Genomic DNA, 15,693 nt, shown 5'->3' on the forward strand with positions numbered 1-15,693 from the left:
CTTGCTAATTCATGTGCCAATTATACCAATTATGGATACATGATGTAAAAGAGGAATTCGTCCTATTTTTTGCTATCCTGCCCTTTACTTCACCTTCACATTTGTAAAATCATACGTTCTCAATTGCATCGTTGTCCACTTCTCGTTCAGCTTTTCTAGTATTTCCATAGCACTGCGTCATCATATAATCGATAGCCTAGATTGAACCAAATCGTATGGATCCACTGTCAATCTCCTTAGGCGGGCAAGTGCGTTACGAGGCTTCCGGGGGCTGTATTGGCCGGAGCGTTGCCGTCATCACTTCCTGCTGTGATATTTGAACCAGTCACTTTGTCCAGCAATACAACGCAAGAGCCCGGAGCATGCCGGGCTCTTGCTGGCTTTCTGATCATTTCAGTAATACAGTCGCGGTTGCTCCATTATACCGTAGGGCATTAGCCTGTAGCCGGATTCGCCGCGCGCATCCTCCCGCTGAAAAAACGACCAATCCATCCAAGGATTATGCTGGCCCGATTGGTGAAATGGGCCGAGCAGATTGCGCAAACTTCCCGCGATTTCCACGTCGATACCATTCACGCCCTTAACCAGCCCGCCCGCAATATCGAGACCGTCCGCGTCCTCCCACGGAATCAAACCGGCCGGCGATCCATTCACCCGGACTTCCGCACAAACGCCTTTCCAAGTGCCCAGCCGCAGTTTGCAAGCCTGCTTCAAGCTAGCCGTTTCCACTTTTCCGCTCGCGTCGAAAGTATAATGATACACCATGTTTCCCGGATAATGCGGATAACCCTGCAGCGTCCAGTTGCCTACAGCCAGTTCGGCGGGCTCGCGCACGATTTTGCGGCTGGCATCAACCGCAAAATCTCCGATGACGAACATATTTTCCATCTCATCCCGGTTTCGATATAAAGCGGTCAGAATCAGCTCTTGTCGGCCCGCCGAATGGCGGGGCAGGCGGATGCGCTGCCAATCACGGTCGATATACGAACCTTCCGACCGTACTGGAATGGTTTTTCCGTTCCACGTTGCTCGAAACCGTTCGGCATATTCCAAAACAAAAAAAAGGTCCCCTTCCAGTACTTCACCTACCTCATATTCGACCCGCCAATCCACCTCGGCTCCGTCCCCAGGGTGCGGAATGTCCGCCCAGCGAAATCGTTGCTGCTGCCCGTTGTAATGAATGTCTCGCATGCCGAATCGCGTCCGGATTTCCTTCTGGGCCTGCCATACTTGCATCGGCTCGGACCATTCTCCTCCATTCACCCGGTACGAGCAAACGTCCAACAAAAGCGCATTGGGCATAGTGCGAGTAAAGGCACTCTTTACCGGAAACGTCCAAGACGCCGTATCCATCTCGTGCGCCATCCGATAAGTAAACCTCGATTCCGCAGCCAAAGGCGTCCCGTCCGTACGGATTCGATACAACTTCGAGCCAGCCGCTCCCCACCGATCGACGAAACGGATGGAGCCAGACTCCGTTTTTACCGCCTTTTCCGACATTTCACCTGAAAACGGATCCCATTCTTCAACCGCCCCCGTCACATTCAGGCGCACTTCCGCTTCAACCCCGGTCAGCCGGTCGTTATTGACGACGAAAAGGGTATAGCCATCCTCGTGTTCGCGGAGCATGCCAAGCAGCTGCGGAGCTTCCAGGCCATACTCGTTGCGAAGTGATACACGTCTCGGGCAATATCGTTCCAGCCATTCTACGGCTTCACGCGCGTCTGATACCAGGTGAAAACCGGGATGCCGCTGCATAGCTTGCCAATCCCCCGACAGTTCGCCGTCGATCAAGCCAGGCACTTCTCCGATCGCCACAATCTGCCCGCCGTCTTCCGCAAAACGCAGCAGCAATTCGAATGTAGTCCGCAGCACGTTATTCAACATGGGAAGCACGACTACACGATAAGCGGCGTGTTTCACCACGAGTTGCCCTTCCCGGACAGCCCCATCCTCCGACAGGATGATTTCATCCCCGAAGTCAAAGTCGATGTGTTGGCCCAGTAATGTCTTGATCGTCCTCACCAGCTCGGCTTCATACACGTTGACGGCCAGCAAGCTCGGATCTTCCCATTGCAAATAACGCTCCGGGTCCGACCCCACTCTGGTCCAAATCGTCGTGGCCGGATGAATCAGCAGCACGTCCCGCACGGGAATCCCGTCGCACAATACCGCCGACAGCCGGGCAAAATAATCTTCTATTGCATGGTTGTATTTCCACCAAGGCGACACGTCGCTGAATACGGGCGGAAAATCCCGTTTACGGCAGCCGTTGAGGCTGTACAGCGACAGATGTTGGCACCGCATCGTCACGCCCATGACGAACTGCCAGTCCCCGAGCCATTTTTGCCCTTCGAAGGTGAAATCCCACCCGCAGCAGCCGTACATCTCGGACATCACATGCTTGCGGCGGTACTGACTGGCCACACTCGTGCACTGCTTGACGGTCAGCCATTCCTCCGTTTTCTCGTCTAGGATATCGATTCCGGGGATTTGCTGATAACGGTAATGAGGCATCACTGCGCCGCTGACGCGCGTGGATATCCCCAAGTTGTGTTCGATCAGAAAATGTCCCGTAAAAGCCAGGCCGTTGCGTCCGCACCATTCGCCCAATTGCCGGGCATACGCATCCGAGAACCGTTCGGTGATGGAGCGCCAGTAGTCGTGCCGTGTTTTAGACGCCAGTTCCCCGTCCAGAAAAAGGTAAGGCAGACGTTCGATCAAGTCGTAGCCTCTCCGCTCCCGGAACATCTCCTCAAAGCCGTCCGTCCAAGGAAGCCAAGGGCGTCCATTCGGATAGCTGCAATGAAAATCGGCGATGCTGGGCTCATCGGTAAATATGCCGGGGATTGTCCGGCCGAATTCGGCGCCGACCTTCTCCCGGTATGCTTCGTAGGTCACATCGATGAATGCTGCCACGGCATCCGGGTTCAGGTTGTCGACGGGCGCTTCGCCATTGAACCATTCCGTTCCGGTCGAAACTTCCCGCCGCAGCAGGAGCCAGACCGCCCTGACATCCGGCTCCGTTTCCCTGGCCGATTGCACATCAGCCTGCGAAGCGCGCTCCTCCTTCACGCGTTCCAAACCGACTACCGCATGACCCCGAAGTTGCGCACGAAAAAGCGCCAACAGACGATCGTCCGATTCTATCTGCAGAAAATCCGCTATCTCCAGCGTCACCGCTTTAGCTCGGAATGCGTCGCCCCCCATCCGGGGAACTTGCCCTCCGGCACCCCCCGAAGGAAAACGGTCCTCGTCGTACAGCCAAGCCTTGATCCCGAGTTCCCGGGCTTCCGAAACGAGACCGGCCACGTTATTCATCCATTCCTCGCCCATGTACTCGGTTTCCAACCCTTCGCGAGAGTGCATGAAGAACCCACCCATTCCCTGGGCCTTCATTTCCCTCGCCTGGCGAATCAGCTCCGCAGAGTCGAGCCGACCGTTCCAAGCCCAGAAAGGACTGGATCGGTATTCGGCTCCCGGATTGCGGAATCGCTCATTAAGCGCGCTCATTCGAACGCCTCTTTCTTTTTCGACCGGTTCATCCGCAGCACAAGCACAGAATGCTTGGGCAGGAATACTTCGATACTCCCGTCTCCGCCCGGCAAGGCCGTATCCACAACTGAATCGAAATCATGCCCCGCATCGAGCAATCGCCACTCCGCAGACCATCCTCCGACCGCCCCGTTAACGCCTTCCGCAATAATCGAATATTTACGGCTTTCGCCGCTGAAATTACTGAGCCATAGCGCCATCACGCCGTCATCCGAAGCGACTCCGAATCCGAACAAGCCGGCTGCAGATTCCCTCACTGCCACGCCAATCCGGCGCGGGTAAGCGCACAATTGCTGGAACTGCTCGAACACCCGGTACGTCTTCTGCGGAATGCAATAGCCGTCGAACAGCCCGCCATACAGCTCGTGCGGCTGACCGTCGTAATAGTTGGCTTCGTCGATCGGCGCATCCTGCAGCATCGCGAACACGGCGGCGACGAAAGAGGCACCCTCTTCATTCTTTTGCCGTTCGAACAGGTTCCTCCGGAACGTCTCTCCCCCCGGCTTCCACAACTGCCCCCAGATTCCATCATCCGCGCCTTCGTCGGCACGCATATAATTCCACTCGTTCAGGTGGCTTTCCGTATCCGCGTATCCAGCCTCGTCCAGAAGTGTTCGCGCCTTCAAAGCGTTATTCAAAATTTGCTGCGGATCGTCCGCGTAGGTGTGCCAGGTAAAGAAATCGAGTGGCAGCCGATGTTCCCGGCAATACGCGAGGAAACCTTCCGTGAATGGCATGTTCACCATCGTAGCGGCTTGGCCACCCACCTTCAAGGACGGATCGAGACTTTTGATCGCGGTCGCTGCAATCCGGTAAAGCTCGTAATATTGCTCAGGCGTCCCCGACCACATGCACTGCCGATCCGGATTGTCCGGCTCGTTCCAGATTTCCCAATATCGGATGTCATGATGGAAGCCGTTCGCCCAACCCTCGTTATAATGGCGGATTATGTTTACGCAAATACGCGCCCACTTCTGCATATCGGCTGGAGGATGGACATAATATTTTACCTTTGTATGTTCGATGCTTTCCCCTAGCCGGTAAACGATTTTCGCTCCCGTGGCCAGCACGGAGGCGATATAATCGTCGGTACGCGCAAAATCGTACGAAGCGGGATCGTCGGCATCTTTGGAGAAATCGCGAAAAATGGTATGGATATCCACTTCCCCCGGATTAGGCCAGTTCGTGTCATGCAGCCGGACTAACGGAATCCCGGCCTTCTCGTAATAAACCGAAACGTCCATGAGCGATCCGTAGCAAACGGGGCCGTTGTTCACACCGTGCAGGCGTTTGAGCGGAGCGTGCATCCGCTCAGGATATAAGATAATGTCTGCCATTGGCTCCTCCTAATGTAACATCCGGCCGCCGTCGAAATTCAGCGTCTGTCCTGTGATGAAGTCGCTGTCCAGCGAAGCCAGAAAAACGAATGTCCCTTCGAGATCGAACTCCGTCTCTGCCGAGAAATAGTAGCGCCGGAAGTCTTCCGCCGTTACGGACGTTTTGCTGAATGTACTCATGAGCTTGTATCCCCCCTCTTTCCCGAAATAGGGCAGGGCTCGCGGAGCACCGGCTTTCCGTCCTTCGCCATTTGCGGATTTCCCCAGGCAGAGTAACACATGATGAACGATCTCCGGTGATGATCCGAATCGTTGGATGCCGAACAGTGGAGCAGATTGCAGTCGAAGAAAAGCGCTGAACCCGGCTTCATCTCGCAGTACACGGTCTCGAACAGCTTCTCCGCCTCGGCGATCCGTGCCGGATCGGCGGCGGTTTGCCCCCCGACTCGAAGGTGCGTAAGCCTCCCCATTTTATGAGATCCCTTGAGCACCCGAAGGCACCCGTTCAGCTTCGTTGCCGGGTCGATCGCTACGAATGCGCTTATCATATGGGGGAAGAGGAACCCCTGATCATACCAATAGCCGTAATCCTGGTGCCATTCCCACGCCCCGCCCGTCCGGGCTTCTTTCATCATCACCTTGCCGTGGAAAAAACTGGCCTCTTCGCCGAGCAACATCCGTACGTTATTGACGACGCGCGAGCTAGTGGAAGCGGCGGACCAGACATCGTCCGCGAGCTCTTCCCAATACGCGAGCTTGGCTTTCTTCCCCGATTCGTCGTTCACGCTCATGGCCGATGCAGCCGTGCGCCCTCCGCCTTCGATGTCCGACACCATTGTCCCGATTTCCTTAGCGGTAAACACATCTTCAACCAAAATGAATCCATCCCGCCTGTATTGTTCGACTTCCTTATAAGTCAATAACAAGGAATCACCCTCCTGTCCCATCCATTTATCGTACACGGTAAGAGAAAATGTCACAGCACATCTCGCCTTCCAACAATGTCATCGTTACTGCATGGTTTGCATTCGCCAGTCCGTCCCGCCCGACCACAATACGCGAACCCGGTATCCCGGCATCTGGCAGCAGCTCGATATCTTCCAGCCATTGCCCGTCCATCGTTACGCTGATTTTGCCGTATCCTTTAACCGGCATCCTGACGCGGAACGCGTCTCCGCGAAAACTCCATTTCAGCATGGACACGGTTTCTTCAGCGAAACCGGAACGGTCCGTCGAGCGGAAGCCAAAGCCATTGCTGTAAGACGGATCCGTCTCGAAGTCCCATTTGTCCGGACACTGAGCCGAGCCTGCCAACCCCTCGCCCGGCAGCAGCTCCACCCAATGCTCCCGGCTTTCTCCTTCAATTTCGAAACGCGTACACTGTACCAGCGCGCCATTGCCGGCGATGAGTCCGATACGCCCGGCAATGGCGGGCCGCTCGGCAGTCAGTCTTCTTCCGTTGACCTCCACGAGACAGCGCGAATTCTCCTGTCGGATCATGATCCGGTACGCTTTGGGTTCGCCGAGGGGCGGGCGCCCATCGGATTCGTCCTCTTCCGGCTCCGTTCCCAGACTTGAATCCGCTCCAGCCCAACAAGCGTTCCGCTCGTCGTATTCCTGCGTTCTTGCCAGCACTTCCACCGTCCCCAGATCCGTTACGGCAATCAAGGCAAATTCGTCGCCTGACACCGAAAGTCCCAGGCCGTGCGTGAACATCGAAGCGTGCGGCATCCCGTCCGCCCAGCGCGGCATCACCGTCGACCCGACGGGTCCGTTCCACCCCCACACGACGGTGAAAGTATTCGTACTCGTCACCTCCGCCGCCAGACTGAAATCCCCATACCCCTGCCGAATAAAACTGATGGCAGCTGCGTTGTTCCCCGAAAGCACGAAACGGTCGGCATAAGGCTCGGACCAGGGACGCGAAGCCATGTTGATCGTCCCCTCGCCCCGCTCGTTTAAGGCGGGATACATCGCCTGCAGCATGCCGTCTTCCATGACTTGGCCGGAGAAAGTTTGGCCCCATATCCCGTATCGCTCCGACTGTCTCGCCTCCGAATGCCAGCAGGAGCCATCCTGAACCAGCTGCCAGGCTTCCGCCGAATGCGCCTGTTCCAGTTCCGCCCGAAAAATGGCTTGATACGTGCGGTTACGGCCCACCGAAGTGGATGGTGCATAAACATATCCGTCATGCACATAAGCGGGGTAGAACTCAATCGGAGCCGGAAGGTAGAACGGACTTTGCGGGTACAGCAAAAACGCCGGATCCCCGAAAGGTCCATCTGGCCGTTCGGAGGTCAGCGCCACCAGCGACCAGGAGCCCCCGGTATTCCTGGGCATACTCATCATCGCGAGGATCAGCCAGTCGCCTCGGCGCCTGATCAGGGTGCTTGCATACGTTCGCTTATACATTCCGAGTATCAGCGCGGTATCCGTCTCATTCTTGATCGGGTGCGGGTGTTTCAGGAACGGACCTTCCGGATGGTCGGAGTACGCATACGCGATTCCACCCTGCGCCTCTTTGAGCGAGCCCCATCCGTACACCATGTGATAGATGCCGTCCTCATAGACGACCGAAGCATCCAGAGAAGCCAAGGCCGCATCCACCGGCGTATATCTTTCCGCTAATCCCCTGCCGTCAAATACCGGTCCGAGGTTTCTCCAATTCTTCCCCTTGTCGGTCGAGCGCATGAGCATGACCGCACCGCAATGCCGGTACCCTTTGGCATACAAACTGACGTACACGTACCAGTTGCCCGATACCGGATCCGCGAACAGGAAGCCGTTGACAGGCCATTCCCAGACGCCGATCCCTTCGTGTATCGGATTGCCTGCGAATCTCTCAAAAGTATCAAATGAAGGATCGCCGATCAGCGGGTGCGCAAACCACATCGAACGAAACCGGCTTTCCGCGAAATTCATGCTTCAGCACCTCCTCGGATCATCAGGCCTTGACGGAACCTGCCGTTAATCCGGAAACCATATATTTCTGTCCGAATACGTAGAATACCAAGCATGGGACAATCGCTATGAGGATATCCGCGAATAGTAGATCCCACCTCTGACTGTATTTGCCATAAAACTGAAACACTGTCATCGGCAGCGGCCACTTGTCTCCTCCCGCGAAATATAGGTACGTCGTCACATCGTTCCAGACGCCGATAAAGTTAAAGACGACAACCGTCACCGTAACGGGGGCAAGCAGCGGAAAGATGATCCGAAAAAACATCTGCATCGGCCGGCTTCCGTCGATGATCGCCGCTTCGTCGATTTCCCTTGGGATCGTTCGCATAAAGCCCGAATAGAGAAAAATGCTCAATGGAAGGGTGTAGGCGATGAAAATCGAGATCAAGCCCAAATACGTGTTGTTCAGATTCAGGACGAGCATGGCGAAATAGGTCGGGATGATCGCAGTTGGAATGATCAATCCGGAGACAAAATACATGGCGGCGAATTTGGAAAATCCCGTGCTCTTTCTCGATAAGTAATAAGCGGCCATGGAAGACAGGAGTCCCGTGATCAGGACGACCGTAACCCCGATTGCCACGCCGTTGATAAGTCCCTGCAGAGCATTGGACTTCTCGAATACTTGCGCGTAATTATCAAAATGGAATTGTCTCGGCCAGCTGTACCCGATCCGGTTGGCGCTGAGCGTGTCTTTGAGCGAGTTGACCACGATGATCCAGACGGGCGCCAAGTAACATAAGGCGACGAGCAGCATGACGGCTTCCAACACCAGCTTGATCAGGCGGGTTTTGACTGTGTGCGACATCAATATTCGACCTCCAGCTTGCGGAACAAATAGAGCGTCAGAAAGCTGACGATACTGACAACCACTGTAAACAACAGCCCTGCCGCCGCGGAATAACCGAATAAGCCCGAAGAGAATGATTTGAAAATGAACGTGCCATAAACCTGCGTGGCGTCGGCCGGTCCCCCGTTGGTCAATCCGTACACCTGTCCGAACACTTTCGCTCCTCCGATCAAACAGAGGATCGTATTTATCGACAGCGAGTAGATGGTGAGAGGCAGTGTGATGTGGACGAACTTGTCGAACCTGCCCGCGCCGTCCACCGTGGCAGCCTCGTAAAATTCCTGCGGCACGGACTGAAGCCCGGTCAGGAAAATCACGATGATCGCCCCGATCGAAATCCAGATGTCCATCATGCAGATGGCCAGCATCGCGTATTTCACGTCCGTCAGCCAATGCTGTGCCAGGAAATCGAGACCGACAAACCTGAGGAACGTGTTGAGCGGACCGTAATCCGGTTGATACAGGGCGCTGAAAACGTATGCGATGACAAGAGGATTGAACACGAATGGAGCGAAAACGATCGTCCGGTACATGTTCTTGAACTTAACCCCGTTGTTCAAAATGATGGCCATCAGGAAACCGATTACGATTTTGAAAACCGTCGTGACGACGGTGAAATAGATCGTGTTGCGAACAGCCGTCGCGAAGACGGGCGAAGCGAACAGGTCCTGGAAATTCCTCCAGCCGTTAAAGCTGGGGCTAAGCGGATAGTAAGAGGACCAGTCGGTGAAAGCCATGACGAATCCCGACAGATTCGGCAAAATGAAGAAAAGGCTGAACAGGATAAAAGCCGGCAGGACGAACAGTACCGGATAATGCTTGGAGATTCCTTTCGAAAGCATACGCCAACGCCTTTCCGTTAACGCCGTCGCCCCCGGGTTAAACCGAGCCGCGACGGCGTCCATTTTTCCTATGACTGACTAAGGATTACCAGCCCGGGGTTTTCACCGTCCGGTTGTATTGCGCGTAGTCCGTGTACCAATCATCAAACGCTTTCTTAACGTCTTTTCCGTTAAAAATATCCTGAATTGGCTTTCCAGCGTCGGTGCCGAGCGGGAACGTCGGGAAGTGTTGTCTGATAACATCGAGGGTAACTGGAATATTGTATTGAGAAATATAACCGTCTACTTCTTTCTGCCATGCGCCCTTTTCCGTGTTGTATCCTTTATATGGAGAAGATCCTAGAACGGGTTTGACTAAGAGGTTGAAATGATCCGGCTCCATGAGGAAATTGACCATGTCTTTCGCTTCCTGCTTGTGCTTGCTGTTGAAAGGAACGGCTAATACTCGGCCGGACAAATTCACGACTGCACTAATCTTCGAATCGTCCAGTGTGAACGGCATGAAGCCCAGATCTTTGACTTTCTCGGCGTCGAGCTTGGCGAAATCGTCGTACAGCCAGTCGCCCAGAACGGTCATCCCGTATTTGCCGTCCAGTAGACCTTGATATCCGTCCGCGATTATCGTGGACATATGATCCTTGTTTGTATAAGGCTGCAAGGCAACCATGTGCTCCGCGAATTTCAGGAAACCGTCCATCTTGGAAGGCTTGGTTTCGTTCTTGGCCATGCGGTTCGCTTCCTCGTCCGTTACCGAGTAGACACCGCCGACAGCTTGCAGCATTTGGTAAGTCCAGCCGTCCTTGCCCGGAATGAATAGCGGCGTAACTCCTTTCGCCTGGATCTTCTTCATTCCATCCATCAATTCTTGGTAGTTCATCATCGGCACTTTGACGCCGGCTGCTTGGAACACTTTCTTGTTGTAGATCGCTCCGAAATACCCGAGCGGGAATGCATAGGCTTCATAAGCGACGCCTTCCTTGGCTGTGAAGAGTTTAACGCTATCCAATGTCTTATCAACCCAAGGACCTTGGAGAGGCTCCAGGAACGAGAATGGAATGACACCATCGCCAGCAGTGGCCATGAACAAATCGGGTGCATCATTCGTCGACAATTTAGTCTTCAGAATATTGATGAACTGATCGTCTGGATAGACATCCACCCTAACCTTATTGCCGGTTGACTGCTCGTAGGCTGCAATTGCTTTCTTCAGTCCTTCCGTCTCGCCCCAAGCATTGAAGGTGGCCAACACCATTTCGACCGGTTTTTTGGACGGCGCCGCCGAACCTGATGAAGCCGGGCTGCTTGCCGCCGGGGACGATTCTCCTGGCACATTGTTAGTTTTTCCTCCGCAAGCCGCCAAAATCGCCATGATTAAGACGATTGCAAGCAGTACTGCCCCCCGTTGAACTCTTTTGTTCTTCAATCGAATAACCTCCACATCCAAATTTTTGTGATGCTTTAATACTAGCTAACAAGACCCATTATGGCAGATCGCTTGCATGCATCGATATAGAAGATCAGACGGCCAATCTGGATTTTTGGACAAACTTCGTTCCGCTTTTACTAAAGACTCATTAGCTTGTTCCAGATTATTTTATAATTTTCCTCATCGCTATGAAGTCTTGGGCTATTCGTTAAAATAACTCCGATTCGTTGATATCGGGGATCGATAGAAAGCATGCAGCCGCTAAAACCTGGGTGCCCGATACAGGACGGCGAATGCAAGTCGCCAAAACATCCGTACTGGTCGGTATCCGTTCGCTGCCAAAAAACAGGGGTTTTAGCGAATTTTCCATTCGTAACCTCGCGCATCATCAAATCAATGCCGGCTGGCGAGAATATTCTTTTGTCTCTAAATTTCCCTGCACGCAAGAACAATTCCGCGAACCGCATTAAATCATCCGCCGTCGAATATAGACCGCTGTCGCCGGTTACGGCCGCATGCCGTAAATGGCTCATGCAGCTGCCCGTTTCGTAGTTCCAAGGCAGCACGAACGAATGATCCTGCATTCGTTCCGTCTCAAAAGTCGTATTTTCCATTTCCAAGGGAACGAACAGAGTCTCTCTCGCAAATTGTTCGAGACTCGTACCGGTCACCTTTTCGACTATATCCATCAAAATCGTGTAACCTTGCGTAAAATAAATTTGACGCTCACCCGGCGAATAAGATCTGTTGCTGATTCGGTAGATTTTGATTAAATAAGCTTCGGCATCTTCCTTGCTCGGCCATGGCTCATCGAACCCTTCATAACCAGCCGTGTGCGTAAGCAAATGGAGTACCGTAACGTCAGAGAACGGAAAGGAAGGAATAATCGTTTGTACGGATGTCGTAAGGGTCAGCAATCCATCCTCGATCAGTTTGACAATTAAGCTGCCGGTGATTATTTTGGTGACCGAGCCGATGTTAAAACGTGTATGACGATCAATCGGACTCCTCTCATACCCGGCGGGCGCTGAGAAGCCCTCTCTAAATTCGTATAGAGAATCTTCTTTGACATCCATAAAGCCGACAGAAAAACACGGGCTTAACTCTCTATCCAACAGATTTCTGAAAAATAAGTCCAAGTGAGGAGCGTGAACCGTTATGCCCATATCGAATAACCTCCCTTAAAATGAAGCGTTTGACAATTACTATATCGAACCGTTCAAACGAACAATATGGAAGATTGTATTTGCGGTCTGGATTTTTGAACACAATTGGTGCAAGTATGGATTTCCGAACAGAATTGGTGCTATTATAGTCGCAAGGCGGTGATCAGACTGAGAATACGCAACCCCTTGCAGATCAAGCTTTTCTTCGTATATTCCCTCGTATTTGTTCTGATTACGATTCTTGCAAGCGTTCCCACTTATCTCTATCTCAAGAGAGGGGTCGAGAAGAATGCCTTGAACAGCATGAATGAAACCGTCGCAAACGTGACCAACAAGCTGGATGCCAGCCTGAAAGAGTTCGACAACATCAGCAAGCAGCTCTATCTGAGCACGGATTCGAACGGGCGGGCAGTGATCCAGCACCTGCAGTTTCTCGACGGAAGCAACGGCACTTTTGACGTATACGAATCGATCCAAGCGGTGAACAATCTGCTAGGACTCGTTAAGGCTATTTACAATGATATATACCGGCTTACGATCTATACCTCCAAGAACGAGGTGTTCTCCAATCCGAAAGCCCGCATGACCGTCGAACAGGCTTATGCGAACGAAAGTGATTTGACAGAGATCCGCCAATCGGCGGGTGAGACGCTGTTTCGATACGCACAGAAGGATCGTTGGGCCGGTCTGAACGATACGACCGTCTTTACCTTCAGTCGCTTGCTGAACCCGCGTCAGAACAAGATCGCCGTCATCGAGATGCAAATCCGCTCAGACGATCTGCTGCCTCTCGACCAGATCCGTTCCATACCGGGTGCCAAGCTGACGTTGTCTGATGGCGACCGGCTTCTGTTCGACAGCATTTCCGACAACTTGAATTCGCTTCCCAAGGATGCCTACGTGTTCCAAAGGCGAATCGAATCTTCGAATCTAACGATTGCCCTAACGGTGCCTCGGAGTGTCGTCCTTTCCGAACTCACCCTGTTCCGTAATTTCGCGCTCGCTACCATTTTCTTGCTCATCACGTTTTCCTTGCTGGTCTACTATTACTTATCCCGCTTGCTGACACAGCCGCTGGTCAAATTACGGGGAGCTATCGACTCCATCGATTTGGAGGACAAGAGGCTGAATATTGACAACAAATATAAGGTCAACGAAATCGAGCGGATCAATCGTTCCTTCCGCAATATGAACAACCGACTGCAGCATTCGCTCGAACAAATCGTGCAGTTCCGGATGAGGCAGCTGCAATCCCAATTCGATACCCTTCAGGCGCAAATCAATCCACATTTTTTATTTAACATGTTGGGAATCATTCAGGTGTCCGCGGAAAACGGAGAGCTGTCGCAGGTCCAGACGGTTTCGCGGAATTTGTCGGAGTTCATGCGCTATTCTACCTCCATTGAGTCCCCCGTGACCATTCTGGAGAAGGAAGCGGCTTTCACGTTACGTTACCTTGAGCTAATGAAGACGCGGTACATGCACAGATTGACCTACCATATCGATCTTGATCCCGGCATGCTGCATATGATGGTGCCCAAGCTGATATTGCAGCCGCTAGCGGAGAATGCCATCCAGCACGGATTCGGAGACATTCAGCATCCCCTCCATATCGAGGTGACAGGACGTCTTGACTGCGATAGATGGGAGCTTCGATTCCGGGACAATGGGGCCGGCTTCACGGAAGAGCGGTTGGCGGAAGTAAAAGAAAGCGTGCGATTGGCGTTTGAGCGGCTGGATACGGATTTCGAACGGATCGGGCTGGGACTTGGCGGAATGGGGTTGACCAGCACCATCGTACGCCTGCAGTTGATGTTCCGCAACCAATTGCAGTTCGAAATCGGCAACCATCGCGACGGCGGTGCGGAAGTCGTATGGAAGGCATCCATCAGCGGACAAGGAGAACAAACATGAAGATCGTAGTGGTCGACGATGAGCCTTTTTTTATCGAGCAGTTGAAAAAGAAGCTTGCGAGGCTAAGCAATGAGCTGCAAACAGAGTTAACGGTTACTTCAGAGTGCTACAACGGCAGGGAGGCGCTGGAGGCAATCGCCAGGGAAACTCCGGACGTTGTGTTTACCGACATCCGCATGACCACAATGAACGGTATCGAGCTGGCGAAGGCAATACGGGAACGTCATCCCGATTTGCCCGTCGTGATCTTGAGCGCCTATCCCTCGTTTGAATATTTGCGTGAGGCGATGCGCGTCAACGTCACCGATTACCTAGTAAAACCGATTGACGCTCTGGCATTGCAAGAGATTTTGGAGAAGCTCAACGCGAATGTGGAGAACAAGAACTATCTCAAAGCACAAAAGACGCTGCTCACTATTCTCGTCTCCTCGACACTGCCGTCCGAGGCGGAGAAAACGGCCCGTTCTCGGCTGCCTTTTCCGTTCTATAGGGCCTTTTTCATCAATAATATCGAATCCGTACACGAGTATCCCGTTCTTGCCCCAAGCACCGACGAGGATGACAAAAAGCTTATCTACGAACTCGGCCAAATCCTGTCGGGCGGCGAGTTGTCCTGGATCTTCCCGCTTGATGACGGGAGATCGCGACTGCTTGTTCTCGGTCTGAAAGATAACACGGATAACAAGCTACCCTCCCTATTCGCTGCGTTTTCCAAGCATTATACACGAGGCGGCGTAGGTCCTTCAGTCGTCTATAGCGATGCTTTCAACGATATTTTCCGTTTGAACCAAATTGTGCCCGCCCTTCGGACTTGCTTGTCTGAGCGACTTGTCATCGGAAAGGCGATCTTTCTGGTTGCCTCCGCTGCCGAACCGGATCGCCATGCTACAGTTCCGGACACGGACATCGAGAAATCCAAACTGGACCGACTCCTCGCTGCACGGGATTATGGAGGGGCGATCGAATTGATCCGCAGCCTGTTTCGTATATGGGAGAAATACGATTGCCCGACGGCAATCCTTGGGATGCAGCTGAAAGATATTGTGCACCGCATTGAGAACCAAGAGAATAAACCGAAAAATTCGGGCTTTCGAAATTGGGACGCCAGGATCGAGGAGCAATTGCAGACCGCCCGATCGTTCCCGGAGCTGGCCGAAGGCTTCATCGCCATGCTTTCGAGAATGTTTGAACAGGAAGCGACCGGAAACTGGTCTCAAGACTTGAGTCTGCTATTTGCCCGGATCGAAACCTTCATCGCATCCCGTATCGGGCAACCGTTGTCCCTCCCCTTGCTTACCGAACATTTTTATATTTCGAAAACGCTTCTTTGCAACCTCTTTCGGGACTATAGCGGCAAATCCTTCGTCGAATACGTAACGGCACTCCGTATGCACAAGGCGCAAGAGCTAATGATTCACTATCCTCGGATGCGCAACAAAGAAATAGCGGAGTTGGTCGGCTACGCCGACCAGAACTATTTCAGCCGCGTATTTACTTCGGTCATCGGCATGAGTCCGAGCGAATTCCGCAACCGCAATGGCTCCGAAACCCTTTGACGGAATCATTGTCCAAAAATCCATGCTGTACGCACGATCTTCCATATCGGCCGCATGCGCCATGCACTATAATTCGCATCAAG

General features: G+C 53.1%; 11 protein-coding genes. 2 read left to right on the forward strand and 9 right to left on the reverse strand.

All coding sequences use genetic code 11. The features are described from left to right. Window positions 1-393: 393 nt before the first annotated feature. The 9 genes from ACKGJP_RS19280 to ACKGJP_RS19320 all read right to left on the reverse strand — a co-directional run bounded on the left by ACKGJP_RS19280 (window position 394) and on the right by ACKGJP_RS19320 (window position 12,140). Window positions 394-3,513: a glycosyl hydrolase gene (locus tag ACKGJP_RS19280; protein ID WP_409340445.1), complete on the reverse strand. Its 3,120-nt coding sequence runs from the start codon at window positions 3,511-3,513 to the stop codon at window positions 394-396. Further along, window positions 3,510-4,892 carry a GH39 family glycosyl hydrolase gene (locus tag ACKGJP_RS19285; protein WP_409340446.1) on the reverse strand — a complete coding sequence of 461 codons (1,383 nt, stop codon included), beginning with the start codon at window positions 4,890-4,892 and terminating at the stop codon, window positions 3,510-3,512. Before ACKGJP_RS19285 ends, ACKGJP_RS19280 begins: the two co-directional genes overlap by 4 nt. Window positions 4,893-4,901: 9 nt before the next feature. Continuing rightward, window positions 4,902-5,072: a hypothetical protein gene (locus ACKGJP_RS19290; RefSeq protein ID WP_409340447.1), complete on the reverse strand. Its 171-nt coding sequence runs from the start codon at window positions 5,070-5,072 to the stop codon at window positions 4,902-4,904. Next, the gene (locus tag ACKGJP_RS19295; RefSeq protein ID WP_409340448.1) at window positions 5,069-5,818 is read right to left on the reverse strand and encodes a phytanoyl-CoA dioxygenase family protein; all 750 of its coding nucleotides are present in this window, start codon (window positions 5,816-5,818) and stop codon (window positions 5,069-5,071) included. The genes ACKGJP_RS19290 and ACKGJP_RS19295 overlap by 4 nt, the downstream gene beginning before the upstream one ends. Before the next feature lie 25 nt (window positions 5,819-5,843). Then, window positions 5,844-7,814, reverse strand: a complete 1,971-nt coding sequence (locus tag ACKGJP_RS19300) for a hypothetical protein (protein ID WP_409340449.1) — start codon at window positions 7,812-7,814, stop codon at window positions 5,844-5,846. 22 nt (window positions 7,815-7,836) lie between these two features. Next, the gene (locus ACKGJP_RS19305; protein ID WP_409347199.1) at window positions 7,837-8,664 is read right to left on the reverse strand and encodes a carbohydrate ABC transporter permease; all 828 of its coding nucleotides are present in this window, start codon (window positions 8,662-8,664) and stop codon (window positions 7,837-7,839) included. Further along, on the reverse strand, window positions 8,664-9,548 hold the full coding sequence (locus tag ACKGJP_RS19310; protein WP_409340450.1) for a carbohydrate ABC transporter permease: 885 nt from the start codon (window positions 9,546-9,548) through the stop codon (window positions 8,664-8,666). Before ACKGJP_RS19310 ends, ACKGJP_RS19305 begins: the two co-directional genes overlap by 1 nt. Window positions 9,549-9,633: 85 nt before the next feature. Continuing rightward, window positions 9,634-10,971: an ABC transporter substrate-binding protein gene (locus ACKGJP_RS19315; protein ID WP_409340451.1), complete on the reverse strand. Its 1,338-nt coding sequence runs from the start codon at window positions 10,969-10,971 to the stop codon at window positions 9,634-9,636. A 140-nt stretch (window positions 10,972-11,111) separates the two neighbouring features. Then, the gene (locus ACKGJP_RS19320) at window positions 11,112-12,140 is read right to left on the reverse strand and encodes a serine hydrolase domain-containing protein (protein ID WP_409340452.1); all 1,029 of its coding nucleotides are present in this window, start codon (window positions 12,138-12,140) and stop codon (window positions 11,112-11,114) included. A gap of 186 nt (window positions 12,141-12,326) precedes the next feature. Here ACKGJP_RS19320 and ACKGJP_RS19325 point away from each other — a divergent pair, with 186 nt between their 5' ends. Together ACKGJP_RS19325 and ACKGJP_RS19330 are read left to right on the forward strand one after the other, a co-directional pair. Further along, window positions 12,327-14,054 (forward strand): sensor histidine kinase, encoded by a 1,728-nt coding sequence (locus ACKGJP_RS19325; RefSeq protein WP_409340453.1) that lies wholly within the window; start codon window positions 12,327-12,329, stop codon window positions 14,052-14,054. Beyond that, window positions 14,051-15,610 carry a response regulator gene (locus ACKGJP_RS19330; protein ID WP_409340454.1) on the forward strand — a complete coding sequence of 520 codons (1,560 nt, stop codon included), beginning with the start codon at window positions 14,051-14,053 and terminating at the stop codon, window positions 15,608-15,610. Before ACKGJP_RS19325 ends, ACKGJP_RS19330 begins: the two co-directional genes overlap by 4 nt. Window positions 15,611-15,693 lie beyond the last annotated feature (83 nt).

The organism is Paenibacillus litoralis (assembly GCF_046244365.1).
GTDB lineage: Bacteria > Bacillota > Bacilli > Paenibacillales > NBRC-103111 > Paenibacillus_V.

Excerpts from the sequence above, each read along its gene's own strand:
- ACKGJP_RS19280 (WP_409340445.1), bottom strand. The coding sequence starts at position 3,513 with ATGAGCGCGCTTAATGAGCGATTCCGCAATCCGGGAGCCGAATACCGA.
- ACKGJP_RS19285 (WP_409340446.1), bottom strand. The coding sequence starts at position 4,892 with ATGGCAGACATTATCTTATATCCTGAGCGGATGCACGCTCCGCTCAAA.
- ACKGJP_RS19290 (WP_409340447.1), bottom strand. The coding sequence starts at position 5,072 with ATGAGTACATTCAGCAAAACGTCCGTAACGGCGGAAGACTTCCGGCGC.
- ACKGJP_RS19300 (WP_409340449.1), bottom strand. The coding sequence starts at position 7,814 with ATGAATTTCGCGGAAAGCCGGTTTCGTTCGATGTGGTTTGCGCACCCG.
- ACKGJP_RS19305 (WP_409347199.1), bottom strand. The coding sequence starts at position 8,664 with ATGTCGCACACAGTCAAAACCCGCCTGATCAAGCTGGTGTTGGAAGCC.
- ACKGJP_RS19310 (WP_409340450.1), bottom strand. The coding sequence starts at position 9,548 with ATGCTTTCGAAAGGAATCTCCAAGCATTATCCGGTACTGTTCGTCCTG.
- ACKGJP_RS19320 (WP_409340452.1), bottom strand. The coding sequence starts at position 12,140 with ATGGGCATAACGGTTCACGCTCCTCACTTGGACTTATTTTTCAGAAAT.
- ACKGJP_RS19330 (WP_409340454.1), top strand. The coding sequence starts at position 14,051 with ATGAAGATCGTAGTGGTCGACGATGAGCCTTTTTTTATCGAGCAGTTG.